The 18,314-nt window shown below is 65.5% G+C and carries 24 protein-coding genes and 1 tRNA gene; 11 read left to right on the forward strand and 14 right to left on the reverse strand.

The window, feature by feature from the left end:
• Positions 1-48 precede the first annotated feature (48 nt).
• Positions 49-1,032, forward strand: a complete 984-nt coding sequence (locus tag AC3WN8_RS19390) for an AraC family transcriptional regulator (RefSeq protein WP_492671117.1) — start codon at positions 49-51, stop codon at positions 1,030-1,032.
• Here the strand turns inward: AC3WN8_RS19390 and AC3WN8_RS19395 are convergent.
• From AC3WN8_RS19395 to AC3WN8_RS19420, 6 genes are all read right to left on the reverse strand, one after another.
• Positions 1,029-2,207 carry an MFS transporter gene (locus tag AC3WN8_RS19395; RefSeq protein ID WP_492671118.1) on the reverse strand — a complete coding sequence of 393 codons (1,179 nt, stop codon included), beginning with the start codon at positions 2,205-2,207 and terminating at the stop codon, positions 1,029-1,031. The genes AC3WN8_RS19390 and AC3WN8_RS19395 overlap by 4 nt on opposite strands.
• A gap of 22 nt (positions 2,208-2,229) precedes the next feature.
• Complete coding sequence (locus tag AC3WN8_RS19400) at positions 2,230-3,822, reverse strand: phytoene desaturase family protein (protein ID WP_492671119.1); 1,593 nt, start codon at positions 3,820-3,822, stop codon at positions 2,230-2,232.
• On the reverse strand, positions 3,822-4,613 hold the full coding sequence (locus AC3WN8_RS19405; protein WP_492671120.1) for an SDR family oxidoreductase: 792 nt from the start codon (positions 4,611-4,613) through the stop codon (positions 3,822-3,824). Before AC3WN8_RS19405 ends, AC3WN8_RS19400 begins: the two co-directional genes overlap by 1 nt.
• On the reverse strand, positions 4,606-6,096 hold the full coding sequence (locus tag AC3WN8_RS19410) for a flavin-containing monooxygenase (RefSeq protein ID WP_492671121.1): 1,491 nt from the start codon (positions 6,094-6,096) through the stop codon (positions 4,606-4,608). The genes AC3WN8_RS19405 and AC3WN8_RS19410 overlap by 8 nt, the downstream gene beginning before the upstream one ends.
• 107 nt (positions 6,097-6,203) lie before the next feature.
• Positions 6,204-7,301 carry a 3-dehydroquinate synthase gene (gene aroB, locus AC3WN8_RS19415; protein WP_492671122.1) on the reverse strand — a complete coding sequence of 366 codons (1,098 nt, stop codon included), beginning with the start codon at positions 7,299-7,301 and terminating at the stop codon, positions 6,204-6,206.
• Positions 7,298-7,849, reverse strand: a complete 552-nt coding sequence (locus AC3WN8_RS19420) for a shikimate kinase (protein WP_492671123.1) — start codon at positions 7,847-7,849, stop codon at positions 7,298-7,300. The genes aroB and AC3WN8_RS19420 overlap by 4 nt, the downstream gene beginning before the upstream one ends.
• Here AC3WN8_RS19420 and AC3WN8_RS19425 point away from each other — a divergent pair.
• Genes AC3WN8_RS19425 through AC3WN8_RS19440 form a run of 4 tightly spaced genes read left to right on the forward strand, consistent with a single transcriptional unit; the run spans position 7,848 to position 11,762 of the window.
• Positions 7,848-8,084: a hypothetical protein gene (locus AC3WN8_RS19425; RefSeq protein ID WP_492671124.1), complete on the forward strand. Its 237-nt coding sequence runs from the start codon at positions 7,848-7,850 to the stop codon at positions 8,082-8,084. The genes AC3WN8_RS19420 and AC3WN8_RS19425 overlap by 2 nt on opposite strands.
• Positions 8,065-9,876, forward strand: a complete 1,812-nt coding sequence (locus AC3WN8_RS19430) for a hypothetical protein (RefSeq protein ID WP_492671125.1) — start codon at positions 8,065-8,067, stop codon at positions 9,874-9,876. Before AC3WN8_RS19425 ends, AC3WN8_RS19430 begins: the two co-directional genes overlap by 20 nt.
• On the forward strand, positions 9,873-10,802 hold the full coding sequence (locus tag AC3WN8_RS19435) for a tyrosine-type recombinase/integrase (protein WP_492671126.1): 930 nt from the start codon (positions 9,873-9,875) through the stop codon (positions 10,800-10,802). Before AC3WN8_RS19430 ends, AC3WN8_RS19435 begins: the two co-directional genes overlap by 4 nt.
• 12 nt (positions 10,803-10,814) lie before the next feature.
• Positions 10,815-11,762, forward strand: coding sequence for an acetyl-CoA carboxylase carboxyltransferase subunit alpha (locus AC3WN8_RS19440; RefSeq protein ID WP_492671127.1), 948 nt, complete (start codon positions 10,815-10,817; stop codon positions 11,760-11,762).
• Between the two features lie 118 nt (positions 11,763-11,880).
• Here the strand turns inward: AC3WN8_RS19440 and AC3WN8_RS19445 are convergent, their stop codons facing one another.
• A complete protein-coding gene (locus tag AC3WN8_RS19445; RefSeq protein ID WP_492671128.1) occupies positions 11,881-12,060 on the reverse strand; it encodes a Flp family type IVb pilin in 180 nt (59 codons plus the stop codon).
• 117 nt (positions 12,061-12,177) lie between these two features.
• Positions 12,178-12,360 carry a Flp family type IVb pilin gene (locus AC3WN8_RS19450; protein WP_492671129.1) on the reverse strand — a complete coding sequence of 61 codons (183 nt, stop codon included), beginning with the start codon at positions 12,358-12,360 and terminating at the stop codon, positions 12,178-12,180.
• 82 nt (positions 12,361-12,442) lie between these two features.
• Between AC3WN8_RS19450 and AC3WN8_RS19455 the strand changes: the two genes are divergently transcribed.
• A complete protein-coding gene (locus tag AC3WN8_RS19455; protein WP_492671130.1) occupies positions 12,443-12,841 on the forward strand; it encodes a (deoxy)nucleoside triphosphate pyrophosphohydrolase in 399 nt (132 codons plus the stop codon).
• A 3-nt stretch (positions 12,842-12,844) separates the two neighbouring features.
• Here AC3WN8_RS19455 and AC3WN8_RS19460 read toward each other — a convergent pair whose 3' ends face one another.
• The gene (locus tag AC3WN8_RS19460; protein ID WP_492671131.1) at positions 12,845-13,714 is read right to left on the reverse strand and encodes a class I SAM-dependent methyltransferase; all 870 of its coding nucleotides are present in this window, start codon (positions 13,712-13,714) and stop codon (positions 12,845-12,847) included.
• An 82-nt stretch (positions 13,715-13,796) separates the two neighbouring features.
• Here AC3WN8_RS19460 and AC3WN8_RS19465 point away from each other — a divergent pair, with 82 nt between their 5' ends.
• From AC3WN8_RS19465 to AC3WN8_RS19485, 5 genes are all read left to right on the forward strand, one after another.
• Positions 13,797-14,495 (forward strand): ComF family protein, encoded by a 699-nt coding sequence (locus AC3WN8_RS19465; protein ID WP_492671166.1) that lies wholly within the window; start codon positions 13,797-13,799, stop codon positions 14,493-14,495.
• 31 nt (positions 14,496-14,526) lie between these two features.
• On the forward strand, positions 14,527-14,784 hold the full coding sequence (gene grxC, locus AC3WN8_RS19470) for a glutaredoxin 3 (protein WP_492671132.1): 258 nt from the start codon (positions 14,527-14,529) through the stop codon (positions 14,782-14,784).
• Entirely contained in the window at positions 14,784-15,614 is an 831-nt protein-coding gene (locus AC3WN8_RS19475; RefSeq protein WP_492671133.1) for a carbon-nitrogen hydrolase family protein, read from the forward strand. The genes grxC and AC3WN8_RS19475 overlap by 1 nt, the downstream gene beginning before the upstream one ends.
• Positions 15,611-16,084, forward strand: coding sequence for a DUF1178 family protein (locus AC3WN8_RS19480; protein ID WP_492671134.1), 474 nt, complete (start codon positions 15,611-15,613; stop codon positions 16,082-16,084). The genes AC3WN8_RS19475 and AC3WN8_RS19480 overlap by 4 nt, the downstream gene beginning before the upstream one ends.
• 117 nt (positions 16,085-16,201) lie before the next feature.
• Positions 16,202-16,278 (forward strand) — tRNA-Arg (locus AC3WN8_RS19485).
• Between the two features lie 13 nt (positions 16,279-16,291).
• On the opposite strand, the gene AC3WN8_RS19490 is transcribed toward AC3WN8_RS19485, so the two are convergent.
• Genes AC3WN8_RS19490 through AC3WN8_RS19510 form a run of 5 tightly spaced genes read right to left on the reverse strand, consistent with a single transcriptional unit; the run spans position 16,292 to position 18,293 of the window.
• A complete protein-coding gene (locus AC3WN8_RS19490; protein ID WP_492671135.1) occupies positions 16,292-17,374 on the reverse strand; it encodes a tyrosine-type recombinase/integrase in 1,083 nt (360 codons plus the stop codon).
• The gene (locus tag AC3WN8_RS19495) at positions 17,371-17,544 is read right to left on the reverse strand and encodes a hypothetical protein (RefSeq protein WP_492671136.1); all 174 of its coding nucleotides are present in this window, start codon (positions 17,542-17,544) and stop codon (positions 17,371-17,373) included. Before AC3WN8_RS19495 ends, AC3WN8_RS19490 begins: the two co-directional genes overlap by 4 nt.
• Positions 17,544-17,906 carry a hypothetical protein gene (locus tag AC3WN8_RS19500; RefSeq protein ID WP_492671137.1) on the reverse strand — a complete coding sequence of 121 codons (363 nt, stop codon included), beginning with the start codon at positions 17,904-17,906 and terminating at the stop codon, positions 17,544-17,546. The genes AC3WN8_RS19495 and AC3WN8_RS19500 overlap by 1 nt, the downstream gene beginning before the upstream one ends.
• Positions 17,899-18,084: a hypothetical protein gene (locus tag AC3WN8_RS19505; RefSeq protein ID WP_492671138.1), complete on the reverse strand. Its 186-nt coding sequence runs from the start codon at positions 18,082-18,084 to the stop codon at positions 17,899-17,901. The genes AC3WN8_RS19500 and AC3WN8_RS19505 overlap by 8 nt, the downstream gene beginning before the upstream one ends.
• Complete coding sequence (locus AC3WN8_RS19510; protein ID WP_492671139.1) at positions 18,081-18,293, reverse strand: hypothetical protein; 213 nt, start codon at positions 18,291-18,293, stop codon at positions 18,081-18,083. Before AC3WN8_RS19510 ends, AC3WN8_RS19505 begins: the two co-directional genes overlap by 4 nt.
• Between the last annotated feature and the right edge of the window lie 21 nt (positions 18,294-18,314).

Below are 18,314 nucleotides of genomic sequence, written 5' to 3' on the forward strand. Positions count from 1 at the left end.
CGGCGTTTACGACAGATTTATGAATTATCGTTCCCGAAGGACAGAACGATGCTCGACGATCCGGCTACGCTTCCCTTGTCTTCGCGCATCGGTCTCGTTTCGAGCGATGTCGGCGAATTCAGCCATTATCTGGCCGGGTCCTATTGCAGCCATCACACGCTCGTGCGCGGCAGGCAACGTTTGGTGGATGCCCGCCACCATCGCGTGCCGCTCGGCAATGTCTCGCTGAACTATCTGCAATATGGCGCCGAAGTGGAGATCGACGCCGGCCGTTTCGAAACCTTCTTCATGCTGGAACTGCCCGTGTCGGGCTGGACCGAACTGGAGCATTGCGGCCAGGCCGTCCGCAAGGGAGTGGGCACCGCCACGATCCTCTCGCCCACCGAACGCGTCCGCTCGATCTGGTCGGAGGATTGCGGCCAGCGGATGATCAAGATCTCCCGCGCGGCGATGGAACGGCGCGTCGCCGACATGCTGGGCCGCGCGATCACGCAGCCGATCATATTCGAACCGCTGATCAGCCTGTCGAGCGAGCCGGGCGTCTCGATCGGGCGCCTCTCCAATTTCCTGTTCGATCAATATGAGCTCGATCCGGGGCTCTTCGGCGAACGGCGCGTCACGGCCGAGATCGAAAGCGCGCTGATGACGCTGCTTCTGCTCGGCCAGACCAACAATTACAGCGATGCCCTGCGGGCGGCGTCATCCGGTGCGATGCCGCGCCATGTGCGCCGCGCGCTCGACTATATCGAGCATAATCTGCGCGAGGATATCAGCATGGAGGCGCTGGTCGAAGCCGCCGCCGTCAGCGCCCGCGCGCTTTATACCGGGTTCGAACGCTTCGTCGGCACGCCGCCCTTGCTCTACATCCGCAATCGCCGGCTGGAGGGCGTTCGTGATGCCTTGCTCGAAGCGAGCGCGCCGACGACGGTCAGCGAATTGGCGATGGAATGGGGCTTCACCCATCTCGGCCGCTTCTCGGCCGAATATCGCCGCCGTTTCGACGAATTGCCGTCGGAGACGCTGCGGCGCTAACCGGTTCTTCGCCGGATCATTGCGAGGCTGGCAATCACGCAGACGAGGCACAGGACCGGCGCGATGACCGCCTCTCCATAAAGTTGCGCGATCGGCGCATTTCCGCGCAATGCGCCCACCGCATAGGATCCGATTCCGACGCCCACCATCATCGCGGCCGTGAGCATCGATGCGATCCACGAGATCGCCTCCGGCGAACGGCCTGCGGTGAAAGCCACCAGCATCGGGAAAAAGGCTGAACAGGACAGGCCGGCGATCGCGAAGCCGGCATAAGCCAATGGCGGGCCATCGATCATCGGCAGCGCGAACAGAGTCGCCGCCATGAAGAGCGGCAGGACCAGCAGGAACGCGGCCGGCGGAACCCGTGCCGCCATCACCGTCGCCAGCAGCCGGCCGATGGTGAGCGCCGCCCAGAAGCAGGTCAGCGCCATCGCCGCACGTGCGGCATCGAGGCCGCGTTCTTCGGTCAGGAACAGGATCGCCCAGTTGGAGAAAGTCCCCTCCGCCACCGAATAGAGCAAAGCCGCGCCCGCGCAGGTCCAGAAGAACAGGGTGCGGCCCGGATGGCGCGCTGCCGGTGCAGTGTCGGGGCGGATTTCGGGCGCGGGGAAGCGCGTGATCGTCGCCAGCGCGAGCAGCGCCGCGCTGGTGATAGCAAGGGATGTGGGCCCGGCCATCCATAGTCCGCCATCGGCAAGCGCGGCGAAGTAGACCGGTGCCAATGTCAGTCCGGCGCCGGCGCACATATGCAGCGCCGTGACGGCGCTGCCCTGTCGTTCGGGGAAAAGCAGCGCGGCAAAGGCATTGAGCGGGCCACCGCCGAAACCGAAGCCGAAACCGAACGCCGCCGTCGCCGCCATGATCATCATCAGCGCACCTGCCGGCGACGCGCCGAGCGATAGCGCCAGCAAAGCCTCCGCCACGCAGAAACAGGCGAGCGCGACCAGGAACATCGCCTTCAGGCTCATTGCGCGGGCGAATGCGCCGCCGCCGACCGCGCCGACCACTGCCGCAATGAGCTGGGGAACATAGATCGCGCCATAATCCGCGCTCGAAAAGCCGTGCGCCGCCCGCAGCACGACGCTGCTCGCCGGGAAACTGACGAGCGTCAGGCCGATGACGAAACCGCCGAGATAGACGCAGACGGCCGCCGCCGTTCGATCCCTGGGCATCATCCTGCTTCTCCTTCGCGCTGCGTCATCGGATATGCTCCGCCGCCATCCAGCCGGACATGCCACCCAACCCCGGACCGGGATGGGTCGATGCGCCGATATGATAGAGCCCGCGGACCGGCGTCTCGTGATTGCGGCCGGCCGGGGAGGGGCGCCAGAGCATGAACTGATCGATGCTGCACGCCCCGCCATAAGGGTCGCCGTCGACCAGGTTCATATTGAGCCGTGCGAGATCGGCCGGGCTGATCGCGTGCCGGCCGATGATGGCGCCTTCGAGATTGGGGATCAGCGCGCATAGCCTGGCGACGATACGATCGGCATAGGCATCGCGGATCGCGTCGGTCCAGCGGCCGTCGGGCGGGGGCGCGATTTCGCCGAGCGCATCGCCCTTCAATGCGCCGTCGCGCGGCAATTCCTGCAGCTGGATCCAGAAGATCCATTGTCCGTCGGGCGCGCGGCCGGGGTCGATCGCGACCGGCTGCGCGACGACGATCGTCGCCTCAGCCGGCAACAGGCCGCGTTCCGCTTCGTTGACCGCGCGCGAGACGCCGTCCAGCCCCGGCGTGATGTGCAGCATTGCGACATCGCGCAACGCGGTATCGGGCCATTGCGGCGGTTCGCTCAGCGCCAGATGGATCTGCATCTCGCCGCGCCCGTGCCGATAGGCCGCGGCATCGATGCGGACCTGAGGCGGCGTATCCGTCGGGGCGAGCAGGCGTCCGTAAAGTTGCGCCGGCGTCACCGAAGCGACGACCGCTTCGGCCGCGCTCAATGTCTCGCCGGTCGCCAATTGTACGCCAGTCGCTTTGCCGTCGGCCGTCACGATGCGGGCGACATCGGCGCCGGTGCGGATCGCGCCGCCACGGGCTTCGATGATGGCGCGGAAAGCATCGACGATGCGGTCGCTTCCGCCCGCGACCATCGGGCTTCCCGCCTGTTCGAGCGAGAAGAGGACGAGCCGGTTCATCAGCGCCGACAACGGGCTTTCCGGAGACAGGCCGACATGCAGCACCCAGGGCGCGAATAATGCGCGGGAAAGCGGCGATGCGAACTCCGCCTCCAGCCAGTCGCGGGTCGATCGCATCGCTTCGCCGAAGAAGCGGACAAGGCCGCGCAGCCCGCGCTTGCGCCATGCGCCGATCAGCAGGCGCAGCGTGCTCCAGCGCCACAGCTCGCCGCCGAGCAGGCCGAAGATCAGCGGCGCATCGGCTTCGATCGCTGCCATCGCGCGGACATAGGCAGCGCCGTCGCCGGAGGCGAGCGCATCCATCGCCGCTGCATTCGCGGCCCGATCGCGCCGGAAAATCAGCGAACGACCATCGGGCATCAGTATCGCGGTCGGTGCCTCGCCATTGACGAAATGCGCCCCTGCCTCTGCCAGCAGCGGTTCGAACGTCGCGAAATGGGGGGCGGTCACGAACAGGGGATAGAGCGTGGACAGCGTGTCGTGGCGAAAGCCCGGAAGCGTCAGTTCGTCGGTGCGGATACAGCCGCCCGCAACCGCCTCGCGTTCCAGCAGGCACACGCGCTTGCCCTTGAGCGCCAACGCCGCGCCGCAGACGAGCGCGTTGATGCCGCTGCCGACGATCAGGACATCGAAAGCGCTCGGCGCCGCCATCAGCGCGGGGCGCTCAGCAAAGGCATCAGCGGAATCCGCCGCTCGGGGCCGAGCGCGCCATAACCGCCATCGACCGGGGTTTCCCCACCGGTCATATAGGACGCCGCATCCGACGCCACGAAGGCGACGACGTTCGCGACTTCCTCGGCATCGGCGACGCGGCCGATCAGGTTGAAATCGGCGGAGACCGCATCGGCATGCGCGCGATCGCTGCCGGTCAATCCGTCGAACGGATCGGACCAGATATGGCCGAGCGTGACCATGTTCACGCGGATGCCGTCGCCGGCATAGTCGATCGCCTGGCTCTTGTTCAGGTGGCGCAGCGCCGCCTTCGCCACGGGATAGGCCCAGCGGCCGACATGCGGGACCTGGCCCGAAATCGACCCGATATTGACGATATTGCCGCGGTTGCGGGCGAGGTGCGGCCGAGCGATCTCGCCCAGGATCGCCGCCGACACGGCACTGACGTTCAGCGTCTCGAGCCAGGTGGCGCGCGACGTGGCCGCGCCGTCATCGCCATAGGAACAGGCATTGTTGACGAGGATGTCGAGCCGTCCGAAGCGCGCGATCGCGGCATCGACGAGCGCATGGCAGGCCGCGTCGTCGGTGATGTCGGTGGGCACGAACAATGCGCGTTCGCCAAGTTCCGCAGCGATCGCTTCTCCCTTGACAACGCTGCGCGCGGCAATGACGACGCAGGCGCCCAAGGCATGCAGCTTGCGGGTGATGGCGGCGCCGATCGATGCGGCGCCCCCCGTGACGATCGCGACTTTCCCGTCGAGTTCAACCATGTCGCAATGCCCTTGAGTTGGCCGCATGTCGGCGCTGCAGTCGCGCGATCAGCGGCGCGTAATCGGCCGCATCGATCGCGACGAACCAATGTTTGATGCGTGTCGCGAGGGGCAGCGGCAGATCGATGTCGCGCAGCAGTTCGTCCATGTGATGGACGGAGAAGGGGATGATGTTCGTGCCCTTGCTGTGCTTGCCGTCGGTGCGCGCTTCCATCCAGGCGAGCCGCTCGTCGATATAGGCGTCGCGCTCGGCTTCGGATGGCAGGGCGACGCCGCCCGAAAGATGATCGGCGAGCCAGAGCGCGCTGACTTCGGCATTCAACTGGCTGAAGAATGACGAATTATAGCCGTTGAACGCGATGCGCGGCGCGCCGGTCGGGATCATCGACCGATACAGCCGGAAATTGCCGTGCGTGTCGGTGACTTTCGCCAGCACCTCGGGTGGCAGGAAATCGCAGCGCTGCTGCCAGCCCGTGCCGCACACGATCACATCCGCCGGCAGCGTCTCGCCGGTGTCCAGCGTCGCACGCCCAGGCTCGAGCATCGCGATCGCGCCCCGGCGGAAACCGAGCGCGCCCGAAGCGATCGCTTCATAGAAGCCGTCGGTGACGAGGCTCACGGTGCTGCGCGCGATCGTCTCCAGCGGTTTTCCGGGATGAAGCCCGATCTTGCGCAGCCGCAATTGTCGCGCGATCACCACCTCGACGCTGCCCATCATCGCATTGCGGATCGGCCGCCCTGGCCCGTGCAGGAAGCGTTCGAAACCCTCCACCCGGATATAGCGGAACAGCCCTTCGCCGAGCCGGTTCAGGAACAGATGCTTGAAGTTCAACTTGCCCGCGAGCTTCTTCGGAATCTTCCAGATGAGATTGCGGGCGATCACCGTCGTCGATGCGGTGAGGGCGAGGCTCGCCTTGGCGACGTCGCAGGACGATTTGCCGTAGCCGATTACCAGCATATGGCGTCCGCGCGCGGCTGCGGCGTCGGTGAACTGGCTGGTGTGCACGATGCGCCCGCCGGCGGCCTCGAACGCCTCGGCACCCGGAAATTGCGGGATTGCGGGGATGGAGAAGATCCCGTTGCAGACAATCAGATAATCGACGCCGACGGTGTCGGTCTCGCCCGCGGCAGAGCGCGTTTCGATGCTCCAGCCGGTCGTTGTCGGACGCGCGGCAACAACCTCGGTGTCGAGCCTTATGGCGTCGCGAAAACCGAAATGATCGACATAGGTTTCGAGATAGGCCTGGACCTGCGCGCCGCTCGGCCATTCCGGATAATCGGCGGGCATCGGGAAATCGGAAAAGGCATAGGTTTCGCGCGGGTTCTGCGTCGTCAGACCGGGATAGCGACGCGATGCTGCCCACACCCCGCCAATATCGGGTTCGCGTTCGAACACGGTCACGTCGAACCCGAACTGGCGAAGGATCTTCGCGGTGCTGAGCCCCGCCAATCCGGCGCCGATGATTCCAATCCTTGCTGTCACATGCCCCCCGAATTCCTCGAACGGGAGCCATGTCTAGATATGGGGTGGCTGGGACGCTGTGCGCTGATCGCGCAAACTGTCCATTTTATGCAGATATCGAGGCGCGATTATCTCGCTTCGATATCCAGAAAGGCCGCGACGTCGGCGAGCGCCACGCTCTTGTCGACGAACGAATCGCCGATGCCGCGCGCGAGGATGAAGGGCAGGGTGCCTGCCGCCATCTTCTTGTCGTGCAGCATGTGCGCGACCAACGTCTCACCCGAAGCGGCGATGCCCGCGGCCGCGAGGCCGTCGGGCAGGCCGATCGCGCGCAGATGCGCGGCGACGCGTTCCGCATCCTGCGCCGAACATAGGCCGCGGCTGGCGGAGAAACGGAAGGCGAGCGCGATGCCGGCGGCGACGCCCTCGCCGTGCAGCAGCCGGTCCGAAAAACCGGTTTCGGCTTCGAGCGCGTGGCCGAAAGTATGGCCGAGGTTGAGCAGCGCGCGGCGGCCGCTGGTCTCGCGTTCGTCCTCGCCGACGATCGTCGCCTTGGCGGCGACGCTCGTCGCGATGGCCTGCGTGCGTGCGTTGGAATCGCCCGCCAGCAATGCCGCCGCATTTGCCTCGCACCATTGGAAGAAATCGAAATCGCCGATCAGCCCGTACTTCACGACTTCGGCATAGCCGGCCCCGACTTCCCGGCGCGGCAATGTGTCGAGGACGGAGGGGTCGATCAGCACGAAACTCGGCTGATGAAAGGCGCCGATCAGATTCTTGCCGGCGCGCGTGTTGATCGCGGTCTTGCCGCCGACCGAGCTGTCGACCTGTGCGAGCAGGGTGGTGGGGATCTGCACGAAGCCGCAACCGCGCTTCAGGATCGACGCGGCAAAGCCCACCAGATCGCCGATCACGCCGCCGCCCAGCGCGATGACATGATCACCACGTTCGACTTCGAGCGCGAGCAGCCGATCGGTCAGGGCTTCGAGCTGTGCCCAGCTCTTGGTCGCCTCGCCTGCGGGCAGCACGATGACATGGCGCTTGATATCGCCCAGCGACGCTTCGAGCCGGGGGAGCTGGTGCATGGCGACATTGGAGTCTGTGACGATGACGGCACGGCCGCGCTTGAGCCAGGGCGCAAGCCGCTCCCCGGCGCGATCGAGCGCGCCGGCCTCGATCGCGACCTCATAGCTGCGGTCGCCGAGCTGGACGGGCACGACGCTCATTGTGCCGCCCGCTTCTTGAGTGCTCGCATGATGCTTTCGACGGTGATCTCGTGGGGCGACGGCTCGCTGCGGATATGGATCGGCGCAAGCGCGTAGAGCGGATTGCGGATTGCGGCGAGTTCGGTCAGCACGGTGCGGGGGTCCTTGTCACGCAACAGGGGACGTGTGTCGCGTCGCGAAACGCGATGCGCGAGCACGTCGATATCGGCGTCGAGCCAGATCGCAAGCGCGCGATCGAGGATCAGCGCGCGCGTCTCGTCCTGAATGAAGGCGCCGCCGCCGGTGGCGATCACCTTGGGAGAGCCATCGATCAGGCGCGCGATCACCCGGCGCTCGCCGTCGCGAAAATAGGATTCGCCGTAACGCTCGAAAATTTCGGAGATGGAGAGGCCGGCGGCAGCCTCGATCTCGTGATCGGCATCGACGAAGGGAAGGCCGAGCCGCGCCGCCAGCCTGCGGCCCACCGTCGATTTTCCGACGCCCATCAACCCGACGAGCACGATCGGCCGGTCCGGTCTCGACGATGTTGCGGGGGCGGTCTGGGGCATGGCGGCGCGCTATACACAAGCCGGATCGATGGAGCAAAACGGTGCAACGCGTCGCTTGGCTCTTGCCGCTCGGGCGTTGGCGCAGCATAGGACTGGCATGTCGCGCGCCATTCGAAACCTCGTCATCCTGCTCGTCGTCTTGGCGGGCGGTCTCTATTTCCTTTCCACGCTTGCGCATGAACAGCCGCAAAAGCGTGTCGAGAAGACCGTGCCCAATGAAGCGCTTGGGCGATAGGGTTTCCCGCCTGGCGCTGATCGGCGCCGCGTTTGCCGGCATCGGGCTGGCCATCGCGATTCCCGCCATCGGGCAGGAGGCGCCCGAATCGCTCTTGCCGCCTGGCTTTGGCGATCCGGTGCCCGCCGCACCGCCTCCGGCGACCGGGTCGCGCCCTGCCACGCCGACCCCGGCCCCGACTTCCGGACCGATCGTGCAGCCATTGCCGGGCCAGCCCCTGGCAGCCGACGCCGAAGGGATCGAAGGCGAAGGCGAGGATGAGCCGCTTCAGCCCACGCTGCCGTCCGAACCCGTGCTCCCGCTGGGCAATGTCGGGCCTCTGCTCGATATCGATGGCGGGATGGGCAATGGCGCGTTCGGCGGCACCGACGGACAATTGCTGTCGCGGCTGATGCGCCGGCTCGATGCGCCGCTGCCGTCGCGCTGGACCTCGATGCTGCTCCGGCGGACATTGCTTTCCAACGTGCCGACGCCGCACGGTGTTTCTGCGCCGGACTGGATCGCGGAGCGGGCATGGTTGCTGCTGCGCATGGGGGAGGCCGATTCGGCGCGCCTGCTGGTGCAAGTGCCCGATGCCAGCCAGTACAGCCCGAAATTGTTCGAGGTCGCGATGCAGACCTCGCTCGCGCTCGGCGACCCGGCCGGACTTTGCCCGCTGGTCGAACCGGCATCGGCGGTCAGCCGCGAAACCGGTTGGATCCTGGCGCGCGCGATGTGCGCCGCACTGTCCGGTGAGCCCGGCACCGCAAGTGCCGCGATCGAGCAGGCGCGCCGCACGCGGCTGGCCGGGCGCAGCACGATCGATCTGTTGCTGGCCGAGAAGGTCGTGGGCGCGGGCGTCAATGGACGCCGCTCGATCACCATCGAGTGGGACGGCGTCGATCAGCTCACGGCCTGGCGTTACGGTCTGGCCAGTGCCACGGCCGTCGATATCCCGGCTGCCCTGTTCCGCACCGTCGGTCCGCAGGTGATGGGCTGGCGCGTGCGTGCGCCGATGCTGCCCGATTCGGAACGGATCGCGGTCGGTCGCCGCGCCGCGGTGCTCGGCGTGCTGTCGAGCGCGGCGTTGGTCGATCTTTATGGCGGCGTGCTCGATCATACCGACGTTTCCGAACAATCGGGAACGCCGCCGCTGAAGCTGCGCGACGCCTATGCCGCGGGCGACATCGGCGATCGGCTGGCGGCAATGCGCAGCCTGTGGGACGAGAACGAAGCCCGTGACGAGCGTTATGCCGGCCTGATCCTCACTGCCCGCGCGGCTGCGCGGGTCGCGCCGAACGCCGATTATCTGACCGACAGCCCGCAGCTTCTGCGCGCGATGTTCACCGCCGGGCTCGATCGGCGCGCGGCGCGCTGGACGGGAATCGTCGAATCGGGCGGTGAGGATGAAAGCTGGGCATTGCTGGCGCTCGGTATGCCCGCCACGCGCGGGCTGACCGTCAATGTCTCGCGGGCAAACGGCTATGCGGGCTCGGTCGATTCGCTGAAGGGCCAGTTCCTTGTCGCCGGATTGGCGGGGCTGGGACGGCTCGATCTGACCGAGGCCAAGGGGCTGGCGACCGATCTGGACTTCGAGCTCGACCGGTCTTCGCGCTGGAGCCAGCTTCTCGATCGCGCCGCGGCGAGCGGGCAGAAGGGGACGACCGTCCTGCTCGCGGCGATCGGCATGCAGACCAATGACTGGCGCTATGTGCCGCCGACGCACCTTTATCACATCGTCTCCGCGCTGCGGAGAGTGGGGCTCGAGCCCGAAGCGCGGATGATCGCGGTGGAGGCGCTGACGCGCTCGTGATCGCGCCTGCCGGACAGGATTCGGCGCTGATCGACAGGTTTCTCGAAATGCTGGCGGCGGAGGCGGGCGCGGCGCGCAACACGCTTGCCGCTTATGGCACGGACCTGCGTGGCGCCTCGTCGCTGCTTGGCGGCCGTCTCGGCGCGGCGGATGCGGCTGCGCTGGGGGCGCTCGCGGCGGGCTGGGCGCCGCTTGCGCGCGCGACGGTGGCGCGCAAATCCGCGGCACTCCGCCGCTTTTTCGCCTTTCTCCATGATGAGGGATTGCGCGCCGACGATCCGTCCGCGGCACTGCCGCGGCCCGCGGCGATCCGGCCATTGCCCAAGATCCTCGACCATAAGGATGTCGACCGCCTGTTCGCGGAGGTCGAGCGCGGATTGGCGCGCGCGGACGCGAATGCGCAGGATCACCGCCTCGCCGCGTTGATCGAGCTGCTCTACGGCTCGGGATTGCGCGCGACCGAGCTGGTTTCGCTGCCGCGCCGCGCGATCGCGTCCGACCGGCCCTTCCTCATCCTGCGCGGCAAGGGCGGGCGCGAGCGGCTGGTGCCTATTTCCGATCGTGCACGCCACGCAGTCGCCGCCTGGGCGGCTTTTGTGCCGGTCGATTCGCCCTGGCTGTTTCCGTCCGGAAAGGCGCATCTCAGCCGCGTTCGGCTCTACCAGCTTGTCCGCGAGCTTGGCATGCGTTCGGGCATTCCGCCCGAACGAATCAGTCCACATGTGCTCCGTCATGCTTTCGCGACGCATCTTCTGGAGGGGGGCGCCGACCTGCGTGCGCTCCAGGCGATGCTCGGTCATGCCGATATCGCAACCACACAAATCTATACGCATGTCGACAGCCGTCGGCTGGTCGAGCTGGTCAATAGCCGCCATCCGCTGGCCGATCGTCCAGCACGCGTTGACGCGAACGGCCGGTCGGCCTAACCCGCCCGACGCATGGTTAGCTTTCTCGACTTCGAAAAACCGATCGCCGAGCTCGAATCGCGCATCGCCGATCTTCGTGACACCGCCGACACGGGCACCGTCGACATCGAATCGGAGGTGTCGAAGATCCAGGGCAAGGCCGACAAGCTGCTGGTCGACACCTATGCCAGGCTGTCACCTTGGCAGAAAACTCAGGTGGCGCGGCATCCGGAGCGACCGCATTTCAAACATTATGTCGCCGGGCTGTTCGAGGATTTCATGCCGCTCGCCGGCGATCGCGCCTTTGCCGACGATCAGGCGATCCTGGGCGGCCTCGGCCGGCTCGGCGGCCGTCGGGTGATGGTGATCGGGCACGAAAAGGGTGACGATACGGCGAGCCGGCTCAGGCACAATTTCGGCATGGGCAAACCGGAGGGCTATCGCAAGGCGATCCGGCTGATGCAGCTTGCCGACAGATTCGGCATTCCGGTGGTCACGCTGGTCGATACGTCAGGCGCGTTTCCGGGTGTGCAGGCGGAAGAACGCGGCCAGGCGGAAGCGATCGCCCGCTCGACCGAGCAATGTCTGGCTCTGGGCGTTCCGATGGTCGCGGCGATCGTCGGCGAAGGCGGCTCGGGCGGGGCGGTCGGCCTGGCGGCTGCGGATCGGGTGCTGATGTTCGAACATGCCGTCTATTCGGTGATTTCACCCGAAGGCTGCGCGTCGATCCTGTGGCGGACCGCGGACAAGGCAAGCGAGGCGGCGGACGCGATGCGTGTCACCGCCCAGCATCTGAAACAGTTGGGCGTGATCGACCGGATCGTGCCGGAGCCCGTGGGCGGGGCGCATCGATCGCCGGCCGCGGCGATTGCATCGCTCGGCAGCGCGATCGGTGAGGAACTCGATACATTGTCGGCGCTGGGCGCCGATGGCCTGCGTCGTGCTCGGCGCCAGAAATATCTGACGATCGGCAATATCTGACGATCTTATAGATTGGCGACGATCTTGGTGGTTTGACGAACAAAGAAAATGGGCGGCAGAAACCTGCCGCCCATCTCCGTTTGGGATCTCCGCCGGTTGCCCGACGGAAAGGCCAAAATCAGGTGCCGCTCTTCGTCTTCATCTTTTCCGCAGCGTTGGTCATCGTGGTGCTGATCTGACCACCCAGCGACTGGAACGCGGCAACGCCGGCAACGGCGATCAGAGCTGCGATCAGGCCATACTCGATGGCGGTCGCGCCCTTGGATTCGCGAATCATCTTAAGGAAATTCTTGTTCATGTTGGTCTCCTGGTTCAAGCTTCATTCCCGGACGACTAGAATTTCTTCCAACCGACACTTCCGATTTAAGGGGCGAATATTTCCAAAAGGTAAATCTGTTGGAACTTGTTCGGAATTTTACGACGCGCGCAGCACTTCCTGCGAAACGTAATTCCACATATTGGACAGGCCGCCCCCGAATGCCTGGATCCCACCCATTGCGCCGAGCGCGATGAGCGATACGATCAACCCATATTCGATCGCCGTGGCGCCGCGGCGCGATGCGCGGAGCGAGGCGAATTTCTCCCGAATTCGCTTCATGGTTGCAATTCCCGTTCCCTGGTTTCACGAGCGTAGCGCACCGCTCGTTAATAAAATCCTGCACCCGGAGATCGCATCACCCATGAAGCTGCTTTTGGTCAGTGCGGCCGCGCTTATCGATGATCAAGGCCGGGTCCTGGTCCAGCAGCGTTCGGCGACGCGCAGCATGGCCGGTTTGTGGGAGTTTCCGGGCGGTAAGGTGGAACCGGGCGAGACTCCCGAACACGCCCTGGTGCGCGAATTGCACGAAGAACTCGGGATCGATATCGACCCCGATACGCTGTCGCCGGCGGTGTTTGCGAGCGAACCATTGGGCGACGCGCATCTGCTGCTGCTGCTTTATCTCTGCCGCGAATGGCGCGGAACGCCGGCGGCGCTCGATGCCGACGGGCTGCAATGGATATTGCCGGGCGGATTGCGGGCGCTGGCGATGCCGCCCGCGGATATTCCGATGATCGCCCTGCTCGAAAAGCTGGTCTGAACCTTAGGTCTTGGGCTCGAGCGCTTTCGCCAGCGACATGGTGGCGCTGCCGCGCCGGGCGGGGACGGGCTGATCGGGGCCGGGCGACCAGCCGGTCAAACAGACGATCTCGAAATGCTCCGCGGTCTTCCCGTCGGGATCTGCGCGGCTGGCGAAGGCCGTCGCCGCATGGCCGATCCAGTCGCGCGACAGGCGCGGATGCTCGCCCGCCAATATGTTCGTCGCCGCCATGCCGCGCAGATCGGCGGTCAAGCCGAGCAGGCTGGAATAGCGGACATCGAGCCCGAAGGAATCGGCGACAGGCAGGGTGAAACCGGCGCGTGCGAGCAGGTCACCGGCCGCCCGGACATCGACCTGGGGGTGGATGCGTGCGCGCGCGCCGCCCTCGATCGCTATATCCGCGGCCAGCGCGACAGCCTTGAGCACCCTGAGGCTTCCGGCGCCGAGCATCGCGCCGAGGAACAGCCCGTCGGGGCGCAGCGCGCGTCGGATCAGCGCGAGCGCGCCTGGCAGATCGTTGACGCTGTCGAGCGCGCCGGCGCTGACGACGAGATCGAAGCTCGCATCCGCAAAGGGCAGCCTGTCCTCGTCCGCCTGCACTGCGTTCGCGCGTGCGGCGAAGCGGTGGCCGGCGTCGAGCGCTGCCACCTGGATGCCGCGTGCGCGCAATATGTCGGCGATCGCGCCGTCGGCGGTGCCCAGGTCGAGTGCGCGGGTGAAGCTGCGTTTGACGCCGTCCAGGCGGTCGATCAGTTCCGCGGCCATATGCTCGCGCAGAAATGCGTGATCCGCAAAGTCGGGCGCGGCGCGATCGCGGCGCTGGCGCCGCAGGCGGCGATCGAAAATCTCTGGCGGTGTGTCGGCTGTGGGCATGGAGCGGCTTGTGCATCGCGGGCCATGACACGACAAGGGTGTCGTGAGACTGGCATTCGCACCCGCGGTCACGATCGTTCGCATGATGCGCGATTTCGCGTTGCCGCCGCGTTGTCCGGGCTGCGGCGTGGTGGTCGAGGGCGACCGCCGCTTCTGTCTCGATTGCTGGCAAAGGCTCGATTTCCTGCCCGATGGCGGCTGCACGGCCTGTGGCCGGCCGATGGACGGCGGCGAAGGGTTGACCTGCGGCGCATGTCTTGCGCATCCGCCGCTCCATGACGGCGTGCGCGCCGCGGTTGCCTATGGAGAGATCGCGCGTGGGCTGGCGCTCAAGCTCAAATATTCCGGACGCACCGCAATGGCGGATATCATCGCGGCGCAACTCGTGCGGCATGTGGATGTCGCCGCCGATGGGCTGCTCGTGCCGGTTCCGTTGCATCGCTGGCGGATCTGGCGACGCGGCTATAATCAGTCGGCGCTGATCGCTCGCGCATTGGCGCAACGGACGGGGGCCGCGCTTTCGCTCGATGCGCTCGGCCGGATCAAAGCAACACCCGCTCTGCGCGGTATGGGCGCGGCCGCTCGCGCCAGGACGGTGCGCGGCGCGTTTCAGGTGCCGCCCTCGCACCGTGCGCTGCTCGCGGGGCGCACGGTCTGGCTGGTTGACGATGTCCATACCAGCGGTGCCACCGCAAACGCCTGTGCAAGAGCCCTGAAACGCGGCGGCGCGGCGCGTGTCATTCTGTTGTGCTGGGCGCGCGTGCTCGCCGAGGAATATTGACTTCCGCGTCCGCGCACCACACCTGAGGATTATGGCAAAGGTCGAGATCTATACCAAGGCGTTCTGCGGTTATTGCGTGCGGGCAAAGGCATTGCTCGGGCGAAAGGGCATCGCATTCGAAGAATATGACATCACCATGGGCGGGCCGAAGCGCCAGGAAATGCTCGATCGTGCGCCGGGCAGCCTGACGGTTCCGCAGATTTTCATCGATGGTCGCCATGTCGGCGGTTCCGACGATCTGGCGGCCCTTGACGCGGCCGGCCGGCTCGACCCCCTGTTGGCCGGCTGATGCGCGCCGCGCTGCTGCAGATGACGAGCGGGATCGATCCCGCGGCCAATGCTGCGACGATCGTTGCCGCGGTGCACGAAGCCAAGGCGGGCGGCGCGGATATGCTGTTCACGCCCGAAATGTCCGGCTTGCTCGATCGCGACCGGCATCGCGCTGCGGCGCATCTGCGCGACGAGGCGGGGGATATCGTCCTCGCCGCCGTGCGCCGTGCGGCTGCGGATGCCGGACTCTGGGTTCATATCGGTTCGCTGGCGCTGGCCGGCGAACGTGAGGATGGGCGGCTGGTCAATCGGGGTTTCGTGATCGACGATACCGGCGCGATCCGCGCGCGTTACGACAAGATGCATTTGTTCGACGTCGATCTGGCGACCGGCGAAAGCTGGCGTGAATCGGCGGTCTATGCGCCTGGAGAACGCGCCGCGCTGGCAGAGACGCCCTGGGGAGCAGTCGGTCTGTCGGTCTGCTACGACCTTCGCTTCGCGGCGCTGTATCGCACGCTTTCCGACGGCGGTGCCACGATATTGACGGTTCCCGCCGCCTTCACCGTACCGACCGGTCAGGCGCATTGGCATTTGCTGCTGCGCGCCCGCGCCGTCGAATCGGCCTGTTTCGTGATCGCTGCCGCGCAATGGGGGCGGCACGAGGACGGGCGCGAGACCTACGGGCATTCGCTCGTGATCGATCCCTGGGGGCAGGTGTTGCTCGACATGAACGAAGGAACGGGCGTCGGTTTCGCCGATCTCGATCCCGCCCGGATCGAGGATGTTCGTGCTCGCGTGCCGGTGCTCCGCCATCGCCGCCCGATACCCGAATTGAGCCGCACGCCATGATCGTCTTCGATCTGCGTTGCGCCCACGGGCATGTGTTCGAAGCATGGTTCGGATCGAGCGGCGATTACGCCGACCAGAAGCAGCGCGGGCTGCTGTCCTGTCCGATGTGCGGCGATGCCGGCATCGAAAAGGCGGTGATGGCGCCCAATGTGACGGCGAAGGGCAATAGCCGGCCGGAGACGGCGAGCGTGCCGATGGCAGCCAATACCAACGCGCCGTCGGATCATTCTCCCGCGGAGGTGAAAGCGATGCTGGCGATGCTGGCGCGGGCCCAGTCGGCGATGCTCGAGCAATCCGAATGGGTAGGGCGCGACTTTGCCGACAAGGCGAGGGCGATGCATCTTGGCGAAACCGACAAGATCTCGATCCATGGCGAAGTTTCGGGCGAGCAGGCAAAGGCGCTGATCGACGAAGGCGTGCCCGTCGCGCCGCTGCCGTTTCCGGTGATTCCGCCCGAAGCGCAGAATTAGAGCGACCCTCAGTCGGACGGACTCATTTCCGCTTCAACCGGATCGGCTCGCTCGATGTCATCGGAAGCCGCGGGCTGATTGACCCCGCGCGCGCAAGCCCTTAACCAGCGTGGCGGCGCGCCCGTAGCTCAGCAGGATAGAGCACCAGATTCCTAATCTGGGGGCCATGGGTTCGAATCCCGTCGGGCGCACCACAAGTCATTTTTTCTATCCTAATTTCAATGCGTTATCTTGGCCGTTGGCTAACCCGATTTCTTGGTTAGCCAAATCAGCCTTCACGATCTCCGCCATCGCCTCGTCTGCCATGCGCACCTGATCGGCGTTCCGGGTGTAGCGCGCGACCTCCGCATCAGACGTATGGCCAGTCAGGGATTTGATCCGCTGGTTGCTCAGGCCGATCTCAGCCATGCGGCTGGCGGCGGCTTTGCGCAGACCGTGCGCGGCGCAATCCTGAAGGCCGGCCTCGTTGCAGCGCTTGCGAAACCAGTTGCCAAAGCTCTCTTTGGTGTACGGCTTGTTCAGGCTGGAAACGAGGAAGGCGAGATGCCCGGACGGGCATGCATCGATCGCCGCTCGCAGCCTGGGGTGGATCGGGATCATCATGTCCTTGCCGGTCTTCATCTGCTTGACGCGGATCCGGCCATCCTTGATGTGCTGCACGCCCATGGTGACGATATCGCTCCGGCGCTGCGCGGTGTAGAGGAGAAGGGCGAGCGCCAGATGGGCCTTCGTGCCGACCGGGTGCCGCGCTTCGAATTGCGCGATCTCGGTCTCCTCCCATTTATGGAAGCCGTCGCCAGTCACCTTGATCGGCTTGACCACCTTGGCGGGATTATCGGTGCGCCAGCCAAGCAGGATGGCATAGTCCAATATCATCCGGAGGCGCTTCAACAGATTGTTCGCGGCCGACGGCGTATCGGACATTTTCTCCATCAGCTTGGCGATGTGTCGCGCGTCGAGATTGGCGACCATCGCATCGCCCCGCTTCGCTCGGAAGCGCTCCAGCTCGCCGCGATAGACGACACGGGTGCGTTCGGATGGAATGCCTTTCCACTGAACGCTGCCATAGAATTGGCTGATCAGGTCATTGATCGTTCCGGGCGAAATTCGACCTTTGCCGACGACGATGGTTGCACCATCGCGCCACGCCAGATATTCTTTCCAGAACTCGTCAGAGCCAGGAACCGTCTGCGCATAGTGGGTGGGCCGATCCTTCATCCTGAAGCGGATGCGGACCTTGCCGTGCCGGTCGCGGAACTCGCTGGCGTAGGGCGGAAGCCTACGGTTCATTCTAGGTCTTCCCATCCGCCACCGCCTCGCTTCTTTGATTCGGAGACGGCGATGATGCGGATTTTTCCAGTTGGGTCTATCTCGACCGTCCCGACCGTAAAGCCAGCCGCCGCGACGCCAGAGACAGCGCGCTTGACATCAGCTTTCGTGAAACGAGCCGGAGCGCTCATCACTCTTCCTCTCTCGGCTGATTGGGGAGGACCAGCTCTGCCGAAACGATGATCTTGGTCCCCGGCGGGAAGTCCTTTGCGAAGGCCTTGTAGCCATCGCCGTGGATGAATCCGAAGTTGCCGAAGAATAGGCCGTGGGGCTTCTGCTCGACAATCAGCTCGGCGCATGTTCGCGGGTTTTCGATCGACAGAACCTCGTTCGGTCTTGAATGACGGACGCAGCGCCAGCGACCGTTGGAATAGTTCTTAAGCTCGAAGCTCTCCATCAGGTCGCGCTTGGTCGAATAGTTGTAATTCGCGGTCTCTGGGCAGCCAGCGACACCGCACTGGAAGCGCAGCGGCCATCCGTAACGCCTACCCATCGATCCAAGCCTCTTCACCATTGGACCCGCGAGTCCAGAATTTGGGTGTGCCCATCGTCTTGCGATTGACCCGCCGACGATCGGGCAGGAACACAGGGCGGTTGCGATCACCCTGGATATGGACGTCTCGCCAGTGGGCGGGGTCGAGACGGGCGAATGCCTTTGCGGGGGTGGTCATGCGCATTCCTCCCAGCTTTCGAATGGAAAGTGCCGGCCAGCGCCGGGGGCATTGTCCCATCCGCCGAACTCGTTCATCTGCTGCCAGCGGCCTTTGATGCCGTGGCGGAACTGCTCGCTCTTGGGGCTGTATGCCTTCCAGCGCATCGGGAACGAGAGGACGACTTGGAATACCTTGCCGTCGATTTTTGGCGGTTCGCCTTTCGTCATCCCTAAATCCTTCCCCGCGAC

The organism is Sphingobium sp. FW305-3-2-15-F-TSA7, assembly GCF_058787155.1.

What these genes read in the sequence shown, in the direction of transcription:
- AC3WN8_RS19505 (WP_492671138.1), bottom strand. Translation starts at nt 18,084, where the DNA reads ATGACCACCCCCGCAAAGGCATTCGCCCGTCTCGACCCCGCCCACTGG.
- AC3WN8_RS19400 (WP_492671119.1), bottom strand. Translation starts at nt 3,822, where the DNA reads ATGGCGGCGCCGAGCGCTTTCGATGTCCTGATCGTCGGCAGCGGCATC.
- AC3WN8_RS19510 (WP_492671139.1), bottom strand. Translation starts at nt 18,293, where the DNA reads ATGACGAAAGGCGAACCGCCAAAAATCGACGGCAAGGTATTCCAAGTC.
- AC3WN8_RS19475 (WP_492671133.1), top strand. Translation starts at nt 14,784, where the DNA reads ATGCGCGCCGCGCTGCTGCAGATGACGAGCGGGATCGATCCCGCGGCC.
- AC3WN8_RS19500 (WP_492671137.1), bottom strand. Translation starts at nt 17,906, where the DNA reads ATGGGTAGGCGTTACGGATGGCCGCTGCGCTTCCAGTGCGGTGTCGCT.
- aroB (WP_492671122.1), bottom strand. Translation starts at nt 7,301, where the DNA reads ATGAGCGTCGTGCCCGTCCAGCTCGGCGACCGCAGCTATGAGGTCGCG.
- AC3WN8_RS19450 (WP_492671129.1), bottom strand. Translation starts at nt 12,360, where the DNA reads ATGAAGCGAATTCGGGAGAAATTCGCCTCGCTCCGCGCATCGCGCCGC.
- AC3WN8_RS19465 (WP_492671166.1), top strand. Translation starts at nt 13,797, where the DNA reads ATGATGCGCGATTTCGCGTTGCCGCCGCGTTGTCCGGGCTGCGGCGTG.
- AC3WN8_RS19480 (WP_492671134.1), top strand. Translation starts at nt 15,611, where the DNA reads ATGATCGTCTTCGATCTGCGTTGCGCCCACGGGCATGTGTTCGAAGCA.
- AC3WN8_RS19490 (WP_492671135.1), bottom strand. Translation starts at nt 17,374, where the DNA reads ATGAACCGTAGGCTTCCGCCCTACGCCAGCGAGTTCCGCGACCGGCAC.
- AC3WN8_RS19460 (WP_492671131.1), bottom strand. Translation starts at nt 13,714, where the DNA reads ATGCCCACAGCCGACACACCGCCAGAGATTTTCGATCGCCGCCTGCGG.
- AC3WN8_RS19425 (WP_492671124.1), top strand. Translation starts at nt 7,848, where the DNA reads ATGGCGGCGCGCTATACACAAGCCGGATCGATGGAGCAAAACGGTGCA.
- AC3WN8_RS19395 (WP_492671118.1), bottom strand. Translation starts at nt 2,207, where the DNA reads ATGATGCCCAGGGATCGAACGGCGGCGGCCGTCTGCGTCTATCTCGGC.
- AC3WN8_RS19445 (WP_492671128.1), bottom strand. Translation starts at nt 12,060, where the DNA reads ATGAACAAGAATTTCCTTAAGATGATTCGCGAATCCAAGGGCGCGACC.
- AC3WN8_RS19405 (WP_492671120.1), bottom strand. Translation starts at nt 4,613, where the DNA reads ATGGTTGAACTCGACGGGAAAGTCGCGATCGTCACGGGGGGCGCCGCA.
- AC3WN8_RS19455 (WP_492671130.1), top strand. Translation starts at nt 12,443, where the DNA reads ATGAAGCTGCTTTTGGTCAGTGCGGCCGCGCTTATCGATGATCAAGGC.
- AC3WN8_RS19495 (WP_492671136.1), bottom strand. Translation starts at nt 17,544, where the DNA reads ATGAGCGCTCCGGCTCGTTTCACGAAAGCTGATGTCAAGCGCGCTGTC.
- AC3WN8_RS19420 (WP_492671123.1), bottom strand. Translation starts at nt 7,849, where the DNA reads ATGCCCCAGACCGCCCCCGCAACATCGTCGAGACCGGACCGGCCGATC.
- AC3WN8_RS19440 (WP_492671127.1), top strand. Translation starts at nt 10,815, where the DNA reads ATGGTTAGCTTTCTCGACTTCGAAAAACCGATCGCCGAGCTCGAATCG.
- AC3WN8_RS19430 (WP_492671125.1), top strand. Translation starts at nt 8,065, where the DNA reads ATGAAGCGCTTGGGCGATAGGGTTTCCCGCCTGGCGCTGATCGGCGCC.
- AC3WN8_RS19390 (WP_492671117.1), top strand. Translation starts at nt 49, where the DNA reads ATGCTCGACGATCCGGCTACGCTTCCCTTGTCTTCGCGCATCGGTCTC.
- grxC (WP_492671132.1), top strand. Translation starts at nt 14,527, where the DNA reads ATGGCAAAGGTCGAGATCTATACCAAGGCGTTCTGCGGTTATTGCGTG.